Genomic DNA, 20,753 nt, shown 5'->3' on the forward strand with positions numbered 1-20,753 from the left:
GCCTTAGCTGGCCCGGCGCACTTCGCGGTGCGGCGGGTAGTACGCGAACAGATGGGTGGCGCCGCCGAGGAAGTCGATGTTGTCGATGTGCTCGCCGCCCAGCCGTTCGGCGACGTGGTCGGAGGCCTCGTTGCCAATGCGCACGAGGCTGATCACGCGCTGGGCGTGCATGCGGTTCCATGCGAAATCGAGGATGGCGGCGCCCGCTTCGGTCGCGTAGCCATGATGCCGGTGCTCGGGCTTGAGCATCCAGCCCAGTTCCAGGTCGGGCCAGCCCTCGGGCTTCATGAGGCCCGCGCGGCCGATGAATTGGCCCGTGTCTCGCAACTCGATGGCCCACATGCCGCAGCCGCGCAGCGCCCAATGACCGAGCAGCATGGCCATCGAACGCCAGGCATTCATGCGGTCGAGGGGCTGCCCGTCGCCGATCCAGCGGGTGCTGTCGGCGTCGGCGAGCATGCTCGCGTAATCGTCGAAGTGACGCTCGCTGAGGGCGGTGAGCCGCAGGCGCGCGGTGTCGATTGAGGGTATGTCGCAGAATGCCATCGAAGTGACCAAGTTCAGCCGATCAGGTGAGCCAGTGCGTGAGTGCTCGACGCCAGGCTTTCCTGCCATGACCAGCCGACTATTTTCTCACCAGTCACCGCGTCGTGAAAGGCCTCTTCCTGGCCCGGCGCCAGCAGGTGGCGATAATCGACGGTGATTTCAGTGCCTTGCGCGAGATCTTTCGCGGCAAAGATGAAGCCGAGATGCCACAGCCCCGTTGGCTCGAAGCTATGGTTCACGTAGCACTCGTCCGGCCAGTCCGGCGAAAGCGTGTAGCGGTCGCCGAACCACCGCGCGGCGGCGTGCAGGTCGGGCGACCGGGCGATCTCGTCCCAGCGGAAGGTGCGATCGATGGCATCGGGCGCGGTGACGATCTGCCCGGCGGGCACGTCTTCGTCGACGAACAGCCCCTTGCCGGCCCCGGGAATTCCCGAATCGGCGATGCGGTAACGCGGCAGGATCATCGGATCATCGGGCCCCTGTGCCGTCGCGGGTGGCGATGTGATATCGAGCCCCCGGCATGGGGCGCGAGTGTAGCGCGTTCGCGGACGGGCGAAAGGGGGGCGGACCGCATTCCGCCCCCGGTGGATCATTCCTCGGCGTCGGCCGCGCGCGCCCGCGAGGCCGTCTTCGCTTTCTTTTTCGCCGGCTTCCCGTCGTCGAGCAGGATCGCCTCGCGGTTGCGGTCGATGAGGGCGGCGCCGATGCCCTTGACCTCGGTGAGCTGGTCGGCCGATTCGAAGCGACCATGGGCATCGCGCCAGGCGACGATGGCGCGCGCCTTGGCCAGGCCGACGCCGTCGAGCGATTCGGCGAGGGTCGACGCGTCGGCCGTGTTCACGTTGACCGGCGTGGCGGCGAAGGCGGGCGTGGCGAGCAGCAGCGCGGCGAGGGCGGAAAGGTATCGGTTCATCGGGTTCTCCTGGTGGCCCCCGCACCGGATGGCGCGGGGCGGGCCACTGTGCGGCGACCCGCCGTCCGGGGGCAGCGGGTGCCGGACGCGATGGGTGTCGGCGCGCTGCGGCGTTGCCGCCCGGGTACCACCGTCGGTGCCAGAGGGGCCCACCGTCGGCGCTGCTACAATGGCTCTTTGCCCCACGAGTGGTCTGGCCATGGATACCTCCCGCATTTCTTCCTTCGTCAGCGACCTCTGGGACGCGGAAATCGTCCCGCAACTGGTCGAGTACATCCGCATCCCGAACAAGTCGCCCATGTTCGATGCCCAATGGCGGGAGCACGGCTACATGGACCAGGCGGTGGCGCTGATGGAGGACTGGGCGCGCGGCAAGCTGCCCGCGTTCGAGGGTGCCACCCTGGAAGTCATCCGCCTCGATGGGCGCACCCCGCTGATCTACATCGACGTGCCCGCGCAGGGCATGGACGGCGGCAGGGGCACCGACCAGACCGTGGTGCTCTATGGCCACCTCGACAAGCAGCCGGAGATGACGGGTTGGGCCGACGACCTCGGTCCGTGGACGCCGGTGATCAAGGGCGACAAGCTCTACGGGCGAGGTGGCGCGGACGACGGCTATGCCATCTTCGGCTCGCTCGCGGCGTTGCTCGCGTTGCGCGACCAGGGCGTGCCCCACGCGCGTTGCGTGATCCTGATCGAGGCCTGCGAGGAATCGGGCAGCTACGACCTGCCGTACTACGTCGACCATCTCGCCGATCGCCTCGGCCAGCCCGCCCTGGTGGTCTGCCTCGATTCGGGCTGTGGTAACTACGACCAGCTCTGGCTCACCACCTCGCTGCGCGGCATGACCGGCGGCAACCTCACCGTGCAGGTGCTGGAGGAGGGCGTTCATTCGGGCGACGCCTCGGGCGTGGTGCCCTCCAGCTTCCGCATCCTGCGCGACATCCTCGGCCGCCTGGAGGATCCGGCCACCGGCCGCATCCTTCCGCGCGAGCTGTATGTGGATATCCCGCCCCAGCGCGTCGACCAGGCGCGTCGTTCTGCCGAGGTGCTGGGCACGGCGGTGTACGACAAGTTCCCCTTCGTCGAGGGCATGAATCCGGTGACGGACGACCTCACCGAACTCGTGCTCAATCGCACGTGGCGTCCACAGCTGGCGGTGACCGGTGTGGGCGGCATGCCCCCGCTGGAGAGCGCGGGCAACGTGCTGCGGCCGAAGACGTCGGTGAAACTCAGCCTGCGCGTACCGCCGACCCTCTCCGGCGCCGAGGCGGGCCGGTTCCTCAAGCAACTGCTCGAGAAGGACCCGCCGTACGGTGCGAAGGTGAGCTTCGACCTTGAGAAGGACGGCAGCGGCTGGAACGCGCCGACGCTCTCCCCGTGGCTGGAAGATACCGTTGCCCAGGCGTCGAGGGATTACTTCGGCCAGCCCGCCGCCTACATGGGCGAGGGCGGCAGCATCCCCTTCATGGGCATGCTGGGCGAGAAGTTTCCGAACGCACAGTTCCTCATCACCGGCGTGCTCGGTCCGCACTCCAACGCGCACGGCCCCAACGAATTCCTGCACATTCCCACCGGCAAGCGCGTGAGCATGGTCGTGGCCAGCGTCGTCGCGCGCCACTTCCAGGAAGCGGCCAAGGCATGACCGGCGACGACGCCACGTTCGCCGGCCGCCTCGCGGCCGTGCGGGCGCGGATCGCAGACGCCTGTCACGCCGCGGGCCGCGACCCGGCGGCGGTCCGCCTGCTGCCGGTGAGCAAGACCTTCGGCACCGATGCCGTGCTCGAGGCGGTGGCCGCGGGCGAGCGGCGGTTCGGCGAGAACAAGGTGCAGGAGATCCAGGCCAAGGCGTCCGCACTGGCGGCCGAGCACCTGGACTGGGTCGTGATCGGGCACCTGCAGACCAACAAGGCCAAGGCGGTGGCCCGGTACGCATCCGAGGTGCAGTCGCTGGATCGCATCGACCTCGCCGTGGCCCTCGACAAGGCCTTGCAGGCGCAGGGACGCGCGCTTGACGTGCTGGTGCAGCTGAAGACATCCACCGAGCCGAGCAAGTCGGGCCTCGACCCGGCGTCGCTGCTGGATTTCCTCCACGAGCTCAGGTCGTTTCCGTCGTTGAACGTCCGCGGGCTCATGACCCTGGCCGAAGCGTCGGACGACGAGGCCGTGGTGCGCCGGTGTTTCCGTGACCTGTATCAATGGCGAGACAGGGCCAGGCACGCCGGTTATGCCGTCGATCGGCTGTCGATGGGGATGAGTGGTGACTTCGCGCTTGCCATTGCCGAGGGTAGCGACGAGATCCGAATCGGCAGCGCCCTTTTCGGCCAACGTCGATACACGCCCTGAAGGTTGCGCCCCAACGTCAAGCGCTCCGCCCGCCTGCCGATAACGGGTAGGGTTTCGCTCGTTTGAGCCAAGCCCTTCATTGCGTTCATTTTTCACATTTGTGATCGCAAGAAGTTGGGAAACGCTCTGAATATTTCCTAGGACGGGCCGTTTTTAACTTTATGAAAACAACATGGACGTTTCGGTTTGATAACTTCACCCCTCATTCACGGGGTCCCGCCGTTTCGGTGGATTAACTTTTCGACGAATAGGCCTTATCGCTCATGCACTTAAAGCGACTGACCGCTCTCGCGCTAGCCACCTGCTGTTTCATGGCTGTGACGCCTGCCATCGCTGATACGGTCACCGCGCCTAAGGGTCTGGATCAGTCCGCCTCGATCCTGCTGACCGACCTCCCGGTGTTCACTCCCGCGAACGCCCTGGCCCAGTCCACGATTCCCGACGTCTCCGCCCTGATCGCGCCGCAGGCGCCGGCGGTAGCCGACACGGCCACGGCCGACAACGATGCCCAGGGTGACGATGACGACGATAGCCTCGTCGCCGCGGCCACCGCCAAGCTGGCCGGTCACGTCGACGGCCACGCTCGCGAGGCCCTTCTCGCGTTCGCGATGAAGCTTCGTGACATCCGGTACCACCGCGGCGGTCGCGCGCCGTCCACGGGCTTCGACTGCAGCGGCTTCGTCCGCTACGTCTTCCTCCACAGCATCGGCCTCGACCTCCCGACCAATTCGGCCAGCCAGTTCCTCGCCGGCCTCAAGGTCAAGCGCGGCGACATGAAGACCGGCGACCTGGTGTTCTTCCGCACCCGGGGCAAGGCCATCTCCCACGTGGGCATCTACATCGACAACGGTCAGTTCATCCATTCGCCGTCGGCCGGCAAGACGGTCCGCGTCGATAGCCTCAACGAGGCCTACTGGTCCAAGCATTTCGTGGGCGCCAAGCGTCCCGAAGGTATCGGCAACATCTGACGGGCACCCTTCAACGTATATTTCCGAAACGGCGTGCTTCGGCATGCCGTTTTTTTTTGGTGTCGGTGGGTTTCGCTTATGCTTGTGCGATGCCTCCGCGTGCCCCTCGATCGTCGACACCCCGCTACGGCCTCGCCCGTGTCCTGTCCAAGCGCGGCCTCTGCTCGCGCAGCCAGGGCGAGAAAGCGGTGCGTGAAGGCCGGGTGCGCGTGGATGGCCGACTCGTCCGCGATCCGGAGTTTCCGGTCGCCGGGCACGAGCGCGTCGAACTGGACGGGGCCGGTGCCGAGGCGGCCACATCGGTCTACGTCGCGCTCAACAAGCCGCGCGGCCTCTTGGTGACGGCGTCCGACGAGCGCGGGCGCGACACGGTCTACGGCCTGCTCGAGGGCGCCGGCTTGCCCTGGCTCGGCGCCGTGGGGCGCCTGGACAAAGCCAGCGAGGGGCTGCTGCTCATATCCAACGATACGGTGTGGGCGGCGGGAATCACCGAGCCCTCGACGCACGTGCCGAAGACCTATCACGTGCAGGTGGCCGGACACCCTGACGATGGCACGGTGGCGGCGATGCTCACCGGCGTCGTCGACCAGGGCGAGCCGTTGAGGGCGGGCGCCGCGTCGGTGCTGCGTCGTGGCGACAAGACGGCGTGGCTGGCGGTGACGCTCGATGAAGGGCGCAACCGGCACATTCGCCGGTTGATGCAGGCTCTGGGCTTCGACGTGCTGCGGCTGGTGCGGGTGGCGATCGGTGATCTGTCGCTGGGAACGTTGGGCAAGGGACAGTGGCGGCATCTCACCGCGGACGAGGTGGCGGCACTCCGGCGCCGCGGTGGGAGCGGATCGTCTCCGCGAACCCTCAGGCGCGGTAGGGGCGAATGAGGCCATGACGTGATCGTGCGAGGTCATCACGTCATTCGCCCCAGGCCGGCTGGCGCCGGATCGGCGATGCCGTCGGCTCCCACCCCTCGCGCGCGAACCGTCGATTACCCTTTCAACACGCCCAGCTTGCGCCCGACCTTGGTGAACGCCGCGATGGCCTTGTCCAGATGCTCGCGGGTGTGCGCGGCGCTCATCTGCGTGCGGATGCGGGCCTTGCCCTGGGGCACCACGGGAAAGAAGAATCCGGTGACGTAGATGCCTTCGTCGAGCAGTTCGGTGGCCATCGCCTGCGCCTGCTTGGCGTCGTAGATCATCACCGGCACGATCGGGTGCTGCCCCGGGCGGATGTCGAACCCGGCTGCGGTCATCTTTTCGCGGAAATAACGGGTGTTTTCTTTTACGCGCTCACGCATCTCGCCTGCCGACGCCAGCATGTCGAACACCTTGATGCCGGCGGCCACCACGTGCGGGGGGAGGGAGTTGGAAAACAGGTAAGGCCGCGAACGCTGGCGCAGCATCTCGATGACCTCCCGGCGGCCCGTCGTAAAACCACCCAGCGCGCCGCCCAGGGCCTTGCCCAGGGTGCCGGTAAAGATATCGATGCGGTCCATCACCCCGTGCACTTCGGCCGAGCCGCGACCGGTATCGCCGAGGAAGCCGGTGCAGTGGCATTCGTCGATGTGCACGAGGGCGTTGTATGTCTTCGCCAGTGCGGTGATCTCGTCGAGCGGCGCGATGAAGCCGTCCATCGAGAAGGCACCGTCGGTCGTGATGAGCTTGGTCCGGGCGCCCGCGGCGTCGGCGGCCTGGAGCTGGGCTTCGAGGTCGGCCATGTCGCAGTTGCCGTAGCGGAAGCGTTTGGCCTTGCACAGGCGGATACCGTCGATGATCGACGCATGGTTCAGCGCATCGGAGATCACGGCGTCTTCCTCGCCGAGCAGCGGCTCGAACAGGCCGCCGTTGGCGTCGAAGCACGCGGCATAAAGGATGGTGTCCTCCGTGCCGAAGAACGCGGCGATCTTCGCCTCGAGTTCCTTGTGGAGATCCTGCGTGCCGCAGATGAAACGCACGCTCGCCATGCCGAAGCCGTGCGTGTCGAGAGCGGCCTTGGCGGCGGCGATCACGTCCGGATGGTCGGCCAGCCCCAGGTAGTTGTTGGCGCAGAAGTTGAGCACCTTGCGGCCGCCATCCAGCGCGATCTCGGCGGACTGCGGCGACACGATGACGCGCTCGCTCTTGAACAGGCCTTGCTCGCGGATCGATTCGAGTTCGGCCGCAAGGCGCTCCTGGGCGGGATAGGACATGGGGCGGGTTCCGGAAGAGGGACGAACGCCCATTCTAACGCGTGCGGGTTGGCCGGCTGGGGTGGCGTGAACCGTGAACCGCATGGCTCTCGGTTCACGGTTCACGGCCGCCGAAGGCCGCGACTCACACGATCACGTCCAGGAGCAGACCACCTTGCCGCACTGACCGGCGTCCATCAGGTCGAAGCCCTTCTGGAAATCGTCGATGGCGATCTGGTGCGTGAGCACCTTCTGCAGCGGGAAGCCGGTGAGCACCATCTGGGTCATCTTGTACCAGGTCTCGTACATCTTGCGGCCGTAGATGCCCTGCAGGGTAAGGCCCTTGAAGATGACCTTGTCCCAGTCGATGCCCGCGCCGCGCGGCATGATGCCGAGCATGGCGATCTTGCCGCCGTGGTACATGCACTCGAGCATGTCGGCGAAGGCGCGCGGGTTGCCGCTCATTTCCAGGCCCACGTCGAAGCCCTCGATGTGGAGGTCTTTCACCACGTCTTTCAGCGACTGGTTGGCGACGTTCACCACGCGGGTGGCGCCCATGTCGGCGGCCAGCTTCAGGCGGTAGTCGTTGACGTCGGTCACCACCACGTTGCGAGCGCCCACGTGCTTGGCGATGCCGGCGGCGATGATGCCGATCGGACCGGCGCCAGTGATGAGCACGTCTTCGCCGATGAGGTCGAATTCCAGGGCGCAGTGTGCGGCGTTGCCGTAGGGGTCGAAGAACGCGGCCAGTTCGGACGGTACCGGGTCCGGAATCGGCCACAGGTTGGAAGCCGGCATGGCCATGTATTCGGCGAAGGCGCCGTCGCGGTTCACGCCGATGCCGAAGGTGTTGGGGCACAGGTGCTGACGGCCGGCGCGGCAATTGCGGCAGTGGCCGCAGACGATGTGACCTTCGGCCGACACGCGGTCGCCGACTTTGTAGCCGGTCACGCCGGGGCCGATCTCGGCGATGCGGCCGACGAACTCGTGGCCGATGACCAGGCCGGGCTTGATCGTGCGCTGCGACCATTCATCCCATTTGTAGATATGCAGGTCGGTACCGCAGATGGCGGTCTTCTCGATCTTGATCAGCACCTCGTTGGGGCCGACGGTCGGGACGGGGACGTCTTCCATCCAGATGCCCTGTTCGGGCTTGCGCTTGACCAGCGCCTTCATCGTCTGCTGCATGGCGGTTCGGGATTCCATGGGGAGGGGGCCGCGGAGCGGACCAAACCGCCATTATAGGCGCCCATGCCCCGCCGCTCTTGTGCGATGCGCCATTGCCAGCGGCGGGGCCGCCCTCTATGGTCCGCAAGGTTTTACGATGCGAAAGGGATACCCAAGACGATGCGAATCCGCACGATGATGCTCAGTGCCGCCATGGCGCTGGCGCTGGAAGCCCGGGCCGACGAAGGCATGTGGCTGCCCTCGCAGTTGCCCGACATTGAGAAGAATCTGAAGGCGGCGGGGTTCCGCGGCAAGGCCGGCGACCTCGCCGACCTGACCCGCGCGCCTTTGAACGCCGTGGTGCGGGTCGGCGGTGGCACCGGCTCGTTCGTCTCGGCCGACGGCCTCGTGGTGACCAACCATCACGTGGCCTTTGGCGTCATCCAGTACAACTCCCGTCCCGACCGCGACCTGATCACCGACGGCTACGTCGCCGCCGATCGCGCCGCCGAGTTGCCGGCCAACCCGGATTACCGCCTGCGCGTCACCGTCGGCTTCGACAAGGTGACCGAACGCATCCTTGCTGGCGCCAGGGGCAAGACGGGCAAGGCGTATTACGACGCCGTCGAAGCCGCCAGCAAGGCGCTGGTCGCCGAATGCGAGAAAGAGCCCGGCATCCGATGCAGCGTGGCGAACATGTTCTACGGGCGCGATTTCTTCCTGGTGAAGCAGCTCGAACTGCGCGACGTGCGCCTGGTCTACGCGCCGCCGCGCGCCATCGGCAACTACGGCGACGAGGTCGACAATTTCGTCTGGCCCCGCCACGCGGGCGACTTCACCATCCTGCGCGCCTACGTCGGCCCCGACGGCAAGCCGGCCGATTACTCGCCACAGAACACGCCCTATCGTCCGCCGTCGCACCTGAAGCTGGCGAGCGAGGGCGTGGCCGAAGGCGACTTCGTGATGCTGGCCGGCTATCCGGGTATCACCTACCGCCACCGCACGGCGGCCGAATTCGCCGACCAGATCCAATGGCGCCTGCCGACCTCGGTGGCCGTGCTGACCGACCTGCAGAACGTCATCGAAACCCAGGGCAAGGCCGACAAGGATGCGGGCATTCGCTATGCCTCGCAGTTGCAGTCGCTGAAGAACGGGATCAAGCGCTTCAGCGGCGAACTCCAAGGCCTGCAACGCAGTGATGCCGTCGCCGTGCGCCGAGAGGACGAGGTCGCCATGCTCGCCTGGCTGGCGACGCGACCCGAGGCGAAGACGCTCACCCCCGACATCGACGCGGTCAAGGCACTGATTGCACAGGGCCGCGATACGCGTGACCGCGACCTGTTGCTCGGCCTGCTCGCATCGCAGACGCAACTGATGCGTGGCGCGCTTGCCCTGGATCGTCTGGCGGTTGAACGGGCAAAACCCGACGCCGAACGCGAATCGGGCTACCAGCAGCGCGACGAGGAGCTGATCCGCAGCCAGTTGAAGCAGGTCCAGCGCCGTTACGATCCGAAGGTCGAAAAAGCGCTGGTCACCTCGCTGCTGCTGCGCTACCAGAAACTCCCCAAGGCTCAGCACCTGCCGGAAGTGGACGCGGTGTTCGGTCTCACGCCCGCCGAACTGGCCAAGTCGCTGGACCGGATCTACGCGGTCACGGCGTTCGGCGACGAAGCCGCGCGCCTGCGGTTCTTCGACGCCACACCCGCTGAGGTCGGCAAGAGCGACGACGCCCTGCTCGTCGCCGCGCGCACCCTGCGGCCGGCCCTGCTGCGCATGGAAGAAGAGCGCAAGGTGCGCGAGGGTGACCTGCTGCGCCTGCGTCCCGCGTATATCCAGGCGTTGATCGCCTATCGCGAAAAACAGGGCAGGGCGGTCTACCCCGACGCCAATTCCACCTTGCGGGTCAGCTACGGCAAGGTCACCCCGCTGGTCGCCCGCGATGCGGTGGCCTACGCGCCGGTGACCACGGTCAAGGGCATCGTCGAGAAGAACACCGGCACGATCCCGTTCGATGCGCCCAAACCCCTGCTCGACGCCATCCGCAAGGGTGACTTCGCAGGCTACGCCGATCCATCCACGGGTGAGATGCCGGTCGATTTCCTGAGCAACCTCGATACGACGGGCGGCAACTCGGGGTCGCCCGTGCTTAACGCCAAGGGCGAACTCGTCGGGCTCAACTTCGACAGCAACTGGGAGGCCGTCAGCGCCAGCTGGATGTACGACCCCCGTTACAAGCGCGCCATCCACGTCGACATGCGCTACATGCGCTGGCTGATGGACAAGGTGTACCCGTCGCCCTCGCTGTTGACGGAGTTGGGCGTGGCGCCGCGTTGAGCCGCCGGGTTATCCACACGGCATGTGGATACGCCCTGCACAAGCCTGTGGACAAGTCCGACGCCTCCAACGGTGACGGGTACTTGGGTTGCCGTGGTTAAGCATTGACCACACGTCCCGTGGCACCGTCCCGCGCCGGTGTCGCGGGACGGTCGCGACACCGACGACCGCTGGCTGGGTTACCCTTGCGCCCGCGTTTTCATTCCGTTGGTCGATGTCCGAAGACTCCCGCCCCCTCGCCATCTTCTTGATGGGCCCGACCGCCTCGGGCAAGACGGCGCTTGCCTGCGCGCTGGCAGACCGTTTTCCCGTGGGCCTGGTCAGCGTCGACTCCGCCCTGGTCTACCGGGGCCTCGATATCGGCTCGGCCAAGCCCGACGCGGCCACGCTCGAACGCTATCCCCATGCGCTGATCGACATACGCGATCCGTCCCAACCGTATTCGGCCGCCGATTTCGCGACCGATGCCCGCGAGGCGATGCAGCGAGTCACCCGGGCGGGGCGCGTGCCGCTGCTGGTCGGTGGCACCGGGCTGTATTTCCGGGCGCTCCAGCGCGGTCTTTCCGCCTTGCCCGAAGCCGATCCGGCCGTGCGCGAGCGTCTGGCCGCCGAGGCGGCCCGGGTGGGCTGGACGGCGCTTCACGCGCGCATGGCCGCGGCTGACCCGCAGGCCGGCGAGCGCATCCGGCCCGGCGACGCGCAGCGCATCCAGCGCGCGCTCGAGGTCATGGAACTCACCGGGCGGCCCATCAGCGAGTTGCAGAGCCAGCCGCGCGAGCCGTTTCCGTGGCGGGTGCTCAAGCTGGCACTGTTACCCGCCGATCGGGCGACGCTGCACGCCCGTATCGCCATGCGTTTCGAGCAGATGGTCACCGACGGCCTGCTCGACGAGGTGCGGCGCCTGCGGGCCCGCGGCGACCTGCACCCAGACCTTCCCGCGATCCGCGCCGTAGGCTACCGTCAGGCCTGGGCGTTCCTCGACGGTGAGGGGAGCGCCGCGGACTTCCGCGATCGTGGTATCTATGCCACCCGGCAACTCGCCAAGCGCCAGGTCACCTGGTTGCGAAGCGAGTACGACGCGCGGACGTTCGACCCCGACCGGGGCGATCCACTGCCGATGGCGGCGACGGCGCTGGAGCTCTTCCTCCGGATGCCGACGACGTCACGTCAGGCGCTTCCAGACCGGATTTAAATGCAGTTAAGATTCAAGACACTTGGGCCGGGGCGCCGAAAGGCGTTTTTTTACCCGGGACCCGCACGATAGGCGTAGGGGAGAGAAGAAGAATGTCCAAAGGGCAGTCGTTGCAGGATCCGTTTCTGAATGCGTTGCGTCGCGAGCGCGTGCCGGTCGCCATCTACCTGGTGAACGGCATCAAGCTGCAGGGCACCATCGAGTCGTTCGACCAGTTCGTGGTGTTGCTGCGCAACCAGGTCAGCCAGATGGTGTACAAGCACGCCATCTCCACCGTGGTGCCGAGCCGCAACGTCCGCGTTGGGGGCCACGAGAACCACGGCGACGCGCCGTCGGGCGATGCCGAGGGTTGATGGGCTCCGGGCCGGCACCCATGTGAAGGGGTGGGCGCGAGCATGTCGCAGGCGCGTCCCACCCCTCATGAGGTCAATTCCCTAAGTGTTCGATAGACAAAAGAAAGGCGATCGCGCCGTGCTGGTGCTGCCGCATTCGCGCGGCGAAGGCGACGCCATTCGCCGCGGCGAGGAATTCGCCGAACTGGTGAGCTCGGCGGGTGCCGAGATCCTCGCGAGCATCCCCGCACGCGTGGAAAACCCCAATCCCCGTTTTTACATCGGCAGCGGCAAGGCTGACGAGGTCGCCGAGGCCGTGCGCGCCCTCGAGGCCGACCTCGTGCTCGTCGACCACGAGCTCAGCCCGGTGCAGGAGCGCAACCTCGAAAAGCACCTGAAGACCCGCGTGGTCGACCGCGCCGGCCTGATTCTCGACATCTTCGCCCAGCGCGCCCGCTCCCACGAAGGCAAGCTCGAAGTGGAACTCGCCCAGCTCAAGCACGTGGCGACGCGCCTGGTCCGTGGCTGGACGCACCTGGACGCCCAGCGTGGCGGCGCCATCGGCAACCGCGGCCCCGGCGAAACCCAGCTCGAAACCGACCGCCGCTTGCTCGCCGAGCGCGTGAAGATGCTCACGCGCCGGCTCGAAAAGGTTCAGGTGCAGCGCGACCAGCAGCGCCGGGCCCGCCTGCGCAACACCGTGCCGCGGGTAGCCCTCGTCGGCTATACCAACGCCGGCAAGTCCACCCTGTTCAACGCCCTGACCACCGGCGGCGTCTATGCGGCCGACCAGTTGTTCGCCACGCTCGACCCCACGGTGCGCAAGGTCGACGGCCTGTCGTGCGGTCCGGCCGTGATCGCCGACACCGTCGGGTTCATCCGCGAGCTGCCCCACGACCTGGTTGCCGCGTTCCGCGCCACGCTGGCCGAAGCGCGCGACGCCGACCTGCTCATCCATGTCAGTGACGCCGCCGACGAGGAGCGCGAGCTGCTGCGCCGTGTCGTCGACGAGGTGCTTGAGGAGATCGGCGCGGGCGACGTTCCGCAGCTCTCGGTCATGAACAAGATCGACCTCATCGACGACCTCGCGCCGAGAGTCGACCGTGGCGACGACGGCAAGCCCGTGCGGGTCTGGTTGTCCGCCCAGGCGGGCCAGGGCCTGGACGGCTTGCGCGATGCTCTGGGTGAACTCCTCGGCGGCGAGCGCATCCGGGCGGACATTGAGCTTCCTCTCACGGCGGGGCGTCTGCATGCCCGTCTGAAGGCGGCCGGCGCCATCGCCAGCGAGGCCATCGACGAACATGGCTGGCGCCTTGGCATCGACGCCCCGCGCGCCGTACTGGCGCCGCTGCTGGGTGACGACGTCCACGCCGGTCCGTTGCGCGACCTGATCGAACCGGCGCCGGCCGATTTCTGATCGCCGGACCGGTCTGGTAGAATTCACGGCGTTTGCGTGCCGATCCGGCGCGACGCCGGGTCGTTTGACCGGGCGTTCGCCACCCCGTGCCGGGTCCACTTCATGGCTTGCCAGCCGCCCACCCCTCCGGTCCCCGAAGGAGACTGTCGCCCATGGCTTGGAACGAACCCGGTAACGGCCAGAAGGATCCCTGGAACCGCAACCGGCCAGGCGGGCGCAAGCCCGACCTCGACGGCGCGCTGAAGAACCTCAAGGCGCGGTTCGGTCGCTTCGGCGCCGGTAGCGGCGGCGCGCTGGCCGTCGTCGGCGTCTTCGTCGTGGCGTGGTTGCTCGTGTCGAGCTACACGGTGATCGACGCCCGCCAGGTCGGCGTGGTACTGCGCTTCGGCCAGTTCTCGCGCATCCTGCCGCCCGGCTTCCACCTCAAGGCGCCAAGCCCGATCGAGACCGTGACCAAGGTCGAGACGACGCAGGTCCGCTCAATCTCCGACAACGTCTCGATGCTCACCCGGGACGAGAACATCATCGCGATCGACTTCAATGTGCAGTACCAGGTCTCCGACGCACGGAAGTTCCTCTACGCCAACGCCGACGTCGAGAACGGCACCATACCGAACGCCGCCGAGGCCGCCGTGCGCTCGGTGGTGGGCGCCAACGTGATGGACAACATTCTCACCACCCCGGGCACCGACACCCCCGCGCCCGACCAGGCACCGGTCGCCGGCGTCGCCCCGCAGGCGAAGGAAACCCTGCAACAGCAGACGCGCGACATCCTCCAGGCGACGCTCGACAAGTACGACGCGGGCGTCACGGTGACCGGCGTGAGCTTCCAGAACGTCGCGCCGCCCAAGGAGGTCAAGGACGCCTTCGACGACGTCAACGCCGCGCGCGAAGACAAGCAGAGCGAAGAGAACAAGGCCCGCGCCTACGAGAGCCAGGTGGTCCCCGTGGCCCGTGGCGAAGCCGCCCGTATCGCCGCCGAGGCCGACGCCTATCGCGTGGAGCGTATCGCGCGCGCCAACGGCGATGCCGAGCGCTTCAACCTGCTCCTCAAGGAATACCGCGCGGCGCCGGACGTCACCCGCCGTCGCCTCTGGCTCGAAACCGTCGAAGACGTCATGGCCGGCAATCCGAAGATCATCGACGGCAGCGGCGGCAAGAACATCATCCAGCTGCCCGTGGATAGCGGCCCCAACGCGAGCGTACGTAACGTGCCCGGCGTGGGCACCGTCGTGCAGTCCGCCACCACCGAGCCGGCCACGCAGGGGAACGCCCAGTGAAGATCTTTTCCGGCCTCATCGTCGTCGCCGTCGTGCTGCTCGCCTTCAACAGCATGTTCGTGGTGAAGGAGGGCGAGAATGCGCTGCTGCTGCAGTTTGGCCGCATCGTACGCGCCGATTACCAGCCCGGCCTGCACTTCAAGCTGCCGGTGGTGCAGCAGGTGATGCGTTTCGACAACCGCATCCTTGGTCTGGACGCGCAACCGGAGCGGTATTTCACGCTCGAGAAGAAGAGCGTCAACGTCGATTTCTACGTGAAGTGGCGCATCGCCGACAACGCCGCGTATTACCGCGCCACGTCCGGCGAAGAAACCCAGGCCATCCAGCGCCTCACCCCCATCGTGAAGGACGCCCTGCGCTTCGAGTTCAACGCCCGGCCGCTCGAAGACCTGATCGCTGGCGGCCGCAAGGACATCACCGAGCGCGTGCGCCAGCAGACCGACGCCGTGGCCCGCAAGACGCTCGGCATCGCGGTGGTCGACGTGCGGATCAAGCGCATCGACCTGCCCGACGAGGTCAGCGGATCGGTCTACAAGCGCATGCGCGCCGAGCGCCTGCAACTGGCGAACGAACTGCGCTACACGGGCCAGGAGAGCGCCGAGACGATCCGTGCCGATGCCGACCGGCAGAAGCTGGTGTTGCTGGCCGACGCCAATCGCGACGCCACCAAGGTAAAGGGTGACGGCGACGCGCAGGCGGCCGCCATCTACGCCCAGGCCTACAGCCAGGATCCGGAATTCTTCTCGTTCTATCGGAGCCTCGCCGCCTACCGCAAGGCGTTTGGCGACGGCAAGGGCGTGTTCGTGCTCAAGCCGGATTCCGAATTCCTCCGTTACCTCAACGACGGCCCCGGTCGTCCGCGCTAAAACCATCTCCACATCGTCTAGAGAGAGCAACAGCATCATGGGCAAGTCAGTAGTCATCCTCGGCGCGCAATGGGGCGACGAAGGCAAGGGCAAGATCGTCGATCTGCTCACCGAACGCGTCGGCGCCGTGGCACGCTTCCAGGGCGGCCACAACGCCGGGCACACGCTGGTGATCAAGGGCAAGAAGACCGTCCTGCACCTGATCCCCTCGGGCATCCTGCGCGACGATGCGCTCTGCCTGATTGGCAACGGCGTGGTGCTTTCGCCGGCCGCGCTGATGAGCGAGATCGCCGAGCTCGAAGCGCAGAACGTCGACGTGCGCGCGCGCCTGAAGATCTCGCCGGCCACGCCGCTGATCATGCCGTACCACATCGCCGTCGATAAGGCGCGCGAAGTGGCGTCCGGTGCCAAGGCCATCGGCACCACCGGCCGCGGCATCGGCCCGGCCTACGAAGACAAGGTCGCACGCCGTTCCATCCGCGTCGCCGACCTGATGTATCCGCACGAGTTGCCGGAGAAGGTGAAGGCCGCCGTCGAATACCACAACTTCGTGCTCACCGAGTGGCTCAAGGCCGAGCCGGTCGATTACCAGACCGTGCTCGACGAGGCCCTGACCTGGGGCGAATACCTCAAGCCCATGGTGGACGACGTCGCCACGATCCTGCACGACGTGCGCCGCGACGGCGGCAACATCCTGTTCGAAGGTGCCCAGGGCGCCCTGCTCGACATCGACCACGGTACCTACCCGTACGTCACCTCGTCGAACACCACGGTCGGCGGCGCCTTGGCCGGCACCGGCGTGGGCGCGCGCGACATCGACTACGTGCTGGGCATCTGCAAGGCCTACGCGACGCGCGTCGGTGGCGGTCCGTTCCCCACCGAGCTCAACGACGAGATGGGTGAGCTCCTGCGCAAGAAGGGCAACGAGTTCGGCGCCAGCACGGGTCGTCCGCGCCGCTGCGGCTGGATCGACCTCGTCGCGCTCAAGCGCGCCGTGCAGATCAACGGCATCGACGGCCTGGCCATCACCAAGCTCGACGTGCTCGACGGCCTGGACACCATCAAGGTCTGCATTGCGTACGAATACCGCGGCAAGCGCCGTGAACTCGCGCCGCTGGACGCCGACGGCTGGGCGGAGTGCAAGCCGGTGTACCTCGAGTTCCCGGGTTGGGACGAATCCACGGCGGGCATCCGCGACTGGAACAAGCTGCCCCCGGCTGCCCGCGCCTACCTGCGCGCGGTGGAAGAACTCTCCGGCTGCAAGCTGGCGCTCGTGGCGACGGGCGCCGATCGCGACGACACCATCGTGCTCGACGACCCGTTCGGCGGCGACCACGGCGGCTGATCCACCCGCGTGAACAAAAAACGCCAGCCCTCGGGCTGGCGTTTTTTTTGGTTCGCCACGGAAGTCCGGGGACCTTCCCAGCGATCGACCTTATGGCCCGGTGGATGGTTCGGTCCCGCGAGTCGTGGCGCTGTGGTGACCTCGTAGCGCCAGAGCGCGTTGCGCCTGGGCGTTTCGTGGGAGAGCTTGGCGTACACCCTCGCTGCTAGGGCAGTCCTTCGGACCACCCGCGAGCCGTGGCGCTGCGGTGACCTTGTAGCGCCAGAGCGCGTTGCACCTGGGCGGTGTCGCAGGGAGACCTTGGTGTCCACCCTCGCTGCTCGGGCAGTCCTCCGCGTTCGACAGGGAAGGCCGCTGACGTGGCCCATGTATTTCATTGGCCTGCGGCCGCTCTCTTGTGCGGAACTCGCCTCGAGGGTGGACACCAAGGTCTCTTCCGAGCGGTGAGGTCGGGTGATAGGAGAGCGGTAGGCGCTCGATGACTGATCTGCGCAAGCGCTGCGTGATATGTGAAACGCCAACCCGACAACGGCTATCCGACGTCGCGACGAGCCAACCGGCGCGGTTGGGCGGGGCGAGGTGAAGCTCACTGGTTTGCCGCGGTGCGCCGTACGGGCTCTCACAACACGCCGCCTCAGATACGGGGAGAGCCTTCGGTGTCCACCCTCGAGGCGAGTTCCGCACAAGGAGGCGGCCGTAGGCCAAGCAGGTACACGGGCCGCGTCAGCGGCCTTCGTTGTCGAACGCGGAGGACTGTCCGAGCAGCGAGGGGGGACACCGAAGGCTCGGGCCTCACCGTCCGAGCCGACGGCAAGGCCTGCATCCTTGCGGCCTCCATGCCGGTCCGGGCCCGTGGCGGGCGCTGCGTGACGGCCCTTAGATGGCGCGGGCCAGCACGTCGGCCAGGCCGATGTACGACCCCGGCGTCAACTCGGCCAACGCGCGCTTGGCCTCGGCGGGGAGGTCGAGACCGTCGATGAAGGCGCGCATCGAGTCCTTCGTGATGCCCTGGCCGCGGGTCAGGGCCTTCAGCTGCTCGTAGGGCTCGGGCAGCCCGAAGCGGCGCATCACCGTCTGGACGGCCTCGGCCAGGACTTCCCAGCTCGCGTCGAGGTCGGCCGCGATGCGCTCGGCATTGACGTTGAGCTTGCCCAGCCCCTTCATCAGCGACTCGAACGCCACGAGCGAGTGGCCGAACGCGGTGCCCAGGGCCCGCAGCACCGTGGAGTCGGTGAGATCGCGCTGCCAACGGCTGATGGGGAGCTTCTCGGCGAAGTGGCCGAGCAGGGCGTTGGCAAGACCGAAGTTGCCCTCGGCGTTTTCGAAGTCGATCGGGTTGACCTTGTGCGGCATGGTCGACGAGCCGACTTCGCCGGCCTTCAGCGCCTGGCGGAAGTAGCCCAGCGAAATGTAGCCCCAGATGTCGCGGGAAAGGTCGATGAGGATGATGTTGATCCGGCGTAGCACGTCGGCGAATTCGGCGATGCCGTCGTGCGGCTCGATCTGCGTGGTGTATGGGTTGAACACCAGGCCCAGGCCATCGACGAACGCCGACGCGAGGGTCGGCCAGTCGACGTCCGGGTAGGCGATGACGTGGGCGTTGTAGTTGCCCACGGCGCCGTTGATCTTGCCCGGGATCTCGATCGCCACGAGCTGTCGGCGCTGGCGCTCGAGGCGGGCAACGACGTTGGCGATTTCCTTGCCCATGGTGCTGGGCGAGGCGGTCTGGCCGTGGGTGCGCGAGAGCAGCGACAGGCCCGCGTGCTCGTGGGCGAGCTGGCGCAGGCGGGCGATGACCTGGTCGAGCGCCGGCAGCAGCACCGATTCGCGCGCGTCGCGCAACATCAGCGAATAGGCGAGGTTGTTGATGTCTTCGCTGGTGCAGGCGAAGTGCACGAATTCTTTCGCCTGGGCGAGGGCGGGATCGTTGCCGATCTTTTCCTTGATGAAATATTCCACCGCCTTCACGTCGTGGTTGGTGGTCGCCTCGATGGCCTTGATGCGCTCGCCGTCGTCTTCGGAGAAGCCCGTGGCGATGGTTTCGAGGCGGGTCACCGCATCGGCCGGAAAGGCCGGGAGTTCGACGATGCCAGGGTGCCGGGCGAGGGCGAGCAGCCAGTGGATCTCCACGTGCACGCGGCGGTGCATGAGGCCGAATTCGCTGAAGATCGGGCGCAGCGGGCTCGCCTTGGCGGCGTAGCGGCCGTCCAGCGGCGAAAGGGCGGTCAGCGTGGCGTGCGGCATGGGAGGTTCCTGAAGACGGAGCGGGGCAGCCCGTCATTATACCGGGGCTGTCCGTGGCGGTCGCGCGTGGGACGCGCTCCTACAAATCGCCGGGGCCAGGCCTTACCTTTAGGAATCGTCCCCCTCCCGGAGTTCCCGCATGAGCCAGTTCCGCACCGAACGCGACAGCATGGGCGAGTTGAAGGTACCCGCCGAGGCGCTCTACGGCGCGCAAACCCAGCGGGCCGTCGACAACTTTCCGGTGTCGGGGCTCACGATGCCACGCCAGTTCATCCGCGCCCTCGGGCTGGTGAAGGCGGCCGCGGCTGAGGCCAACCTCAAGCTCGGCCACCTCGACAAGGGCGCGGCGAAGGCGATCGTCGCGGCGGCGGGCAAGGTCATCAATGGCGAGGTCGACAGGCATTTTCCGATCGACGTGTTCCAGACGGGGTCCGGCACCAGTTCGAACATGAACGCGAACGAGGTGATCGCGCATCTCGCGGCGGCCGCGGGCACGCCGGTGCATCCCAATGACCATGTCAACGCAGGCCAGAGCTCGAACGACGTGATCCCCACGGCGATCCTGGTCAGCGCCAGCCTCGCCGCCCGCGAAACGCTGCTGCCGGCGCTCAAGCACCTGCGCAAGACCATCGACCGCCGTGCGAAAGCGCTGAACAAGGTGGTCAAGACGGGCCGAACGCACCTGATGGACGCGATGCCGATCACCTTCGGCCAAGAGCTGTCGGGCTGGTCCGCGCAGATCCGCGATGCCGAAGAGCGTATCGGCGATACCCTCAAGCGCACCCGGCGGTTGCCGCAGGGCGGCAGCGCGGTGGGCACGGGCATCAACGCCGATCCGGCGTTCGGACCGGCGGTCGCCGCCGCGTTGACCCGCCTCACGGCGGTGAGGTTCGAGTCGTCCGACAACTATTTTTCCGGTATGGCGGCCCAGGATGCGCCGGTGGAGCTCTCTGGCCAGTTGCGCGCGCTCGCGGTCGCCGTGATGAAGATCGCCAACGACCTGCGCTGGATGAACTCCGGTCCGCTGGCGGGACTGGGGGAGATCGAATTGCCGGCCCTGCAACCGGGGTCGTCGATCATGCCGGGCAAGGTCAATCCGGTGATCCCGGAGGCCGCGGCCATGGTGGCGGCGCAGGTCATCGGCAACGACGCGACCATCGCCATCGCCGGTCAGTCGGGCAATTTCCAGCTCAACGTGATGTTGCCGGTGATCGCGTACAACCTGCTGCAATCGATCGAGATACTCGCCAACGTCAGCGTGCTGCTCGCGGACAAGGCCATCGCGGGTTTCCGGGTGAACGAAGAGCGACTCCGCGAGGCGCTGGACCGGAATCCGATCCTCGTGACGGCGCTGAACCCCGTCATCGGCTACGAAAAAGGCGCGGCGACGGCGAAGCAGGCTTACAAGGAGAGGCGGCCGATCATGGACGTGGCGCTGGAAACAACCGGGCTGTCGAAGGCGGAGCTGAAACGCCTGCTGGATCCCGCGACGTTGACCAAGGGAGGCATCCACGGCGGTGGCGGGGCCGGGGGCTGACCCCCGACGCCTCGATCGCTTCCGACGCCTGGCGGTAAGAGCGCACCCCGCGCACGCCCCCCTCGGTTCAACGAGGGCGCGCGGGGAGCGGAGCGTCTCCGCGAA

18 protein-coding genes are annotated in these 20,753 nt (G+C 67.1%); 12 read left to right on the forward strand and 6 right to left on the reverse strand.

Annotated features, from left to right (window positions below):
- Positions 1–3: 3 nt before the first annotated feature.
- From PI246_RS03690 to PI246_RS03700, 3 genes are all read right to left on the reverse strand, one after another.
- A complete protein-coding gene (locus PI246_RS03690; RefSeq protein ID WP_320549932.1) occupies positions 4–546 on the reverse strand; it encodes a GNAT family N-acetyltransferase in 543 nt (180 codons plus the stop codon).
- Positions 547–560: 14 nt separating this feature from the next.
- Complete coding sequence (locus PI246_RS03695; protein WP_320549933.1) at positions 561–1,010, reverse strand: SET domain-containing protein; 450 nt, start codon at positions 1,008–1,010, stop codon at positions 561–563.
- A gap of 125 nt (positions 1,011–1,135) precedes the next feature.
- On the reverse strand, positions 1,136–1,459 hold the full coding sequence (locus PI246_RS03700; protein WP_320549934.1) for a ComEA family DNA-binding protein: 324 nt from the start codon (positions 1,457–1,459) through the stop codon (positions 1,136–1,138).
- Between the two features lie 199 nt (positions 1,460–1,658).
- On the opposite strand from PI246_RS03700, the gene PI246_RS03705 reads away from it, so the two are divergent.
- From PI246_RS03705 to PI246_RS03720, 4 genes are all read left to right on the forward strand, one after another.
- A complete protein-coding gene (locus PI246_RS03705) occupies positions 1,659–3,104 on the forward strand; it encodes a M20 family metallopeptidase (protein ID WP_320549935.1) in 1,446 nt (481 codons plus the stop codon).
- A complete protein-coding gene (locus PI246_RS03710) occupies positions 3,101–3,805 on the forward strand; it encodes a YggS family pyridoxal phosphate-dependent enzyme (protein ID WP_320549936.1) in 705 nt (234 codons plus the stop codon). The genes PI246_RS03705 and PI246_RS03710 overlap by 4 nt, the downstream gene beginning before the upstream one ends.
- A gap of 311 nt (positions 3,806–4,116) precedes the next feature.
- On the forward strand, positions 4,117–4,773 hold the full coding sequence (locus tag PI246_RS03715; protein WP_320549937.1) for a C40 family peptidase: 657 nt from the start codon (positions 4,117–4,119) through the stop codon (positions 4,771–4,773).
- 89 nt (positions 4,774–4,862) lie between these two features.
- Positions 4,863–5,651, forward strand: coding sequence for a pseudouridine synthase (locus tag PI246_RS03720; protein ID WP_320549938.1), 789 nt, complete (start codon positions 4,863–4,865; stop codon positions 5,649–5,651).
- A 104-nt stretch (positions 5,652–5,755) separates the two neighbouring features.
- Here the strand turns inward: PI246_RS03720 and kbl are convergent, their stop codons facing one another.
- Positions 5,756–6,955: a glycine C-acetyltransferase gene (kbl, locus tag PI246_RS03725; RefSeq protein WP_320549939.1), complete on the reverse strand. Its 1,200-nt coding sequence runs from the start codon at positions 6,953–6,955 to the stop codon at positions 5,756–5,758.
- 132 nt (positions 6,956–7,087) lie between these two features.
- Positions 7,088–8,122 carry an L-threonine 3-dehydrogenase gene (gene tdh / locus PI246_RS03730; RefSeq protein ID WP_320550244.1) on the reverse strand — a complete coding sequence of 345 codons (1,035 nt, stop codon included), beginning with the start codon at positions 8,120–8,122 and terminating at the stop codon, positions 7,088–7,090.
- Between the two features lie 159 nt (positions 8,123–8,281).
- Here tdh and PI246_RS03735 point away from each other — a divergent pair, with 159 nt between their 5' ends.
- The 7 genes from PI246_RS03735 (at position 8,282) to PI246_RS03765 (ending at position 16,867) form a co-directional block, all read left to right on the forward strand.
- The gene (locus PI246_RS03735) at positions 8,282–10,435 is read left to right on the forward strand and encodes a S46 family peptidase (RefSeq protein WP_320549940.1); all 2,154 of its coding nucleotides are present in this window, start codon (positions 8,282–8,284) and stop codon (positions 10,433–10,435) included.
- Between the two features lie 214 nt (positions 10,436–10,649).
- Complete coding sequence (miaA, locus tag PI246_RS03740; RefSeq protein WP_320549941.1) at positions 10,650–11,627, forward strand: tRNA (adenosine(37)-N6)-dimethylallyltransferase MiaA; 978 nt, start codon at positions 10,650–10,652, stop codon at positions 11,625–11,627.
- Between the two features lie 92 nt (positions 11,628–11,719).
- Positions 11,720–11,980 (forward strand): RNA chaperone Hfq, encoded by a 261-nt coding sequence (gene hfq / locus PI246_RS03745; protein WP_320549942.1) that lies wholly within the window; start codon positions 11,720–11,722, stop codon positions 11,978–11,980.
- An 85-nt stretch (positions 11,981–12,065) separates the two neighbouring features.
- A complete protein-coding gene (gene hflX, locus PI246_RS03750) occupies positions 12,066–13,376 on the forward strand; it encodes a ribosome rescue GTPase HflX (RefSeq protein ID WP_320549943.1) in 1,311 nt (436 codons plus the stop codon).
- Between the two features lie 152 nt (positions 13,377–13,528).
- A complete protein-coding gene (gene hflK, locus PI246_RS03755) occupies positions 13,529–14,656 on the forward strand; it encodes an FtsH protease activity modulator HflK (RefSeq protein WP_320549944.1) in 1,128 nt (375 codons plus the stop codon).
- Positions 14,657–14,709: 53 nt separating this feature from the next.
- A complete protein-coding gene (gene hflC, locus PI246_RS03760) occupies positions 14,710–15,522 on the forward strand; it encodes a protease modulator HflC (protein WP_407069777.1) in 813 nt (270 codons plus the stop codon).
- 37 nt (positions 15,523–15,559) lie between these two features.
- On the forward strand, positions 15,560–16,867 hold the full coding sequence (locus PI246_RS03765; protein ID WP_320549946.1) for an adenylosuccinate synthase: 1,308 nt from the start codon (positions 15,560–15,562) through the stop codon (positions 16,865–16,867).
- Positions 16,868–17,743: 876 nt separating this feature from the next.
- Here the strand turns inward: PI246_RS03765 and purB are convergent.
- Positions 17,744–19,111 carry an adenylosuccinate lyase gene (gene purB / locus PI246_RS03770; protein WP_320549947.1) on the reverse strand — a complete coding sequence of 456 codons (1,368 nt, stop codon included), beginning with the start codon at positions 19,109–19,111 and terminating at the stop codon, positions 17,744–17,746.
- Positions 19,112–19,250: 139 nt separating this feature from the next.
- On the opposite strand from purB, the gene PI246_RS03775 reads away from it, so the two are divergent.
- On the forward strand, positions 19,251–20,648 hold the full coding sequence (locus PI246_RS03775; RefSeq protein ID WP_320549948.1) for a class II fumarate hydratase: 1,398 nt from the start codon (positions 19,251–19,253) through the stop codon (positions 20,646–20,648).
- The last annotated feature ends 105 nt before the right edge of the window (positions 20,649–20,753 follow it).

Source organism: Luteibacter sahnii, assembly GCF_034063545.1.
In the GTDB taxonomy this organism is placed as follows: Bacteria; Pseudomonadota; Gammaproteobacteria; order Xanthomonadales; family Rhodanobacteraceae; genus Luteibacter; species Luteibacter sahnii.

Excerpts from the sequence above, each read along its gene's own strand:
- PI246_RS03690 (WP_320549932.1), bottom strand. The coding sequence starts at position 546 with ATGGCATTCTGCGACATACCCTCAATCGACACCGCGCGCCTGCGGCTC.
- PI246_RS03695 (WP_320549933.1), bottom strand. The coding sequence starts at position 1,010 with ATGATCCTGCCGCGTTACCGCATCGCCGATTCGGGAATTCCCGGGGCC.
- PI246_RS03700 (WP_320549934.1), bottom strand. The coding sequence starts at position 1,459 with ATGAACCGATACCTTTCCGCCCTCGCCGCGCTGCTGCTCGCCACGCCC.
- PI246_RS03705 (WP_320549935.1), top strand. The coding sequence starts at position 1,659 with ATGGATACCTCCCGCATTTCTTCCTTCGTCAGCGACCTCTGGGACGCG.
- PI246_RS03710 (WP_320549936.1), top strand. The coding sequence starts at position 3,101 with ATGACCGGCGACGACGCCACGTTCGCCGGCCGCCTCGCGGCCGTGCGG.
- PI246_RS03715 (WP_320549937.1), top strand. The coding sequence starts at position 4,117 with ATGGCTGTGACGCCTGCCATCGCTGATACGGTCACCGCGCCTAAGGGT.
- PI246_RS03720 (WP_320549938.1), top strand. The coding sequence starts at position 4,863 with ATGCCTCCGCGTGCCCCTCGATCGTCGACACCCCGCTACGGCCTCGCC.
- kbl (WP_320549939.1), bottom strand. The coding sequence starts at position 6,955 with ATGTCCTATCCCGCCCAGGAGCGCCTTGCGGCCGAACTCGAATCGATC.
- tdh (WP_320550244.1), bottom strand. The coding sequence starts at position 8,122 with ATGCAGCAGACGATGAAGGCGCTGGTCAAGCGCAAGCCCGAACAGGGC.
- PI246_RS03735 (WP_320549940.1), top strand. The coding sequence starts at position 8,282 with ATGCGAATCCGCACGATGATGCTCAGTGCCGCCATGGCGCTGGCGCTG.
- miaA (WP_320549941.1), top strand. The coding sequence starts at position 10,650 with ATGTCCGAAGACTCCCGCCCCCTCGCCATCTTCTTGATGGGCCCGACC.
- hfq (WP_320549942.1), top strand. The coding sequence starts at position 11,720 with ATGTCCAAAGGGCAGTCGTTGCAGGATCCGTTTCTGAATGCGTTGCGT.
- hflK (WP_320549944.1), top strand. The coding sequence starts at position 13,529 with ATGGCTTGGAACGAACCCGGTAACGGCCAGAAGGATCCCTGGAACCGC.
- hflC (WP_407069777.1), top strand. The coding sequence starts at position 14,710 with ATGTTCGTGGTGAAGGAGGGCGAGAATGCGCTGCTGCTGCAGTTTGGC.
- PI246_RS03765 (WP_320549946.1), top strand. The coding sequence starts at position 15,560 with ATGGGCAAGTCAGTAGTCATCCTCGGCGCGCAATGGGGCGACGAAGGC.
- purB (WP_320549947.1), bottom strand. The coding sequence starts at position 19,111 with ATGCCGCACGCCACGCTGACCGCCCTTTCGCCGCTGGACGGCCGCTAC.
- PI246_RS03775 (WP_320549948.1), top strand. The coding sequence starts at position 19,251 with ATGAGCCAGTTCCGCACCGAACGCGACAGCATGGGCGAGTTGAAGGTA.